The organism is Affinundibacterium fentianense (assembly GCF_018139545.1).
GTDB lineage: Bacteria > Pseudomonadota > Gammaproteobacteria > Burkholderiales > Burkholderiaceae_D > Undibacterium > Undibacterium fentianense.
Genome location: NZ_JAGSPJ010000065.1, coordinates 1 through 202 on the forward strand (window position 1 = coordinate 1; position 202 = coordinate 202).

Consider the following 202-nt stretch of genomic DNA (forward strand, 5'->3'; position numbering starts at 1 on the left):
TGCTAGGTTGGTCATTGTCAATGATGCCGCCGGCACCGGTCACGCCACCGATCACCAATGGCAAACTTTCTGGGGAGGCACTGTCGACGATCGTGTCGTCGATCGTCGCCACCGTCACCGTGAAGCTGGACACGCCCGCTGGGACGATCAAGTTGCTACCGACCAAGCTCACGCCATTGCTGAATGTGGGAGTGGTGTTGTA

Annotated in this window: 1 protein-coding gene; it reads right to left on the reverse strand. The window is 58.4% G+C overall.

Going from position 1 to position 202, the window contains the following annotated elements; all coding sequences use genetic code 11:
- Positions 1 to 202, reverse strand: a 202-nt coding sequence (locus KDM90_RS17785; protein WP_212676963.1) for a hypothetical protein, incomplete at both ends; no start/stop codon positions are given.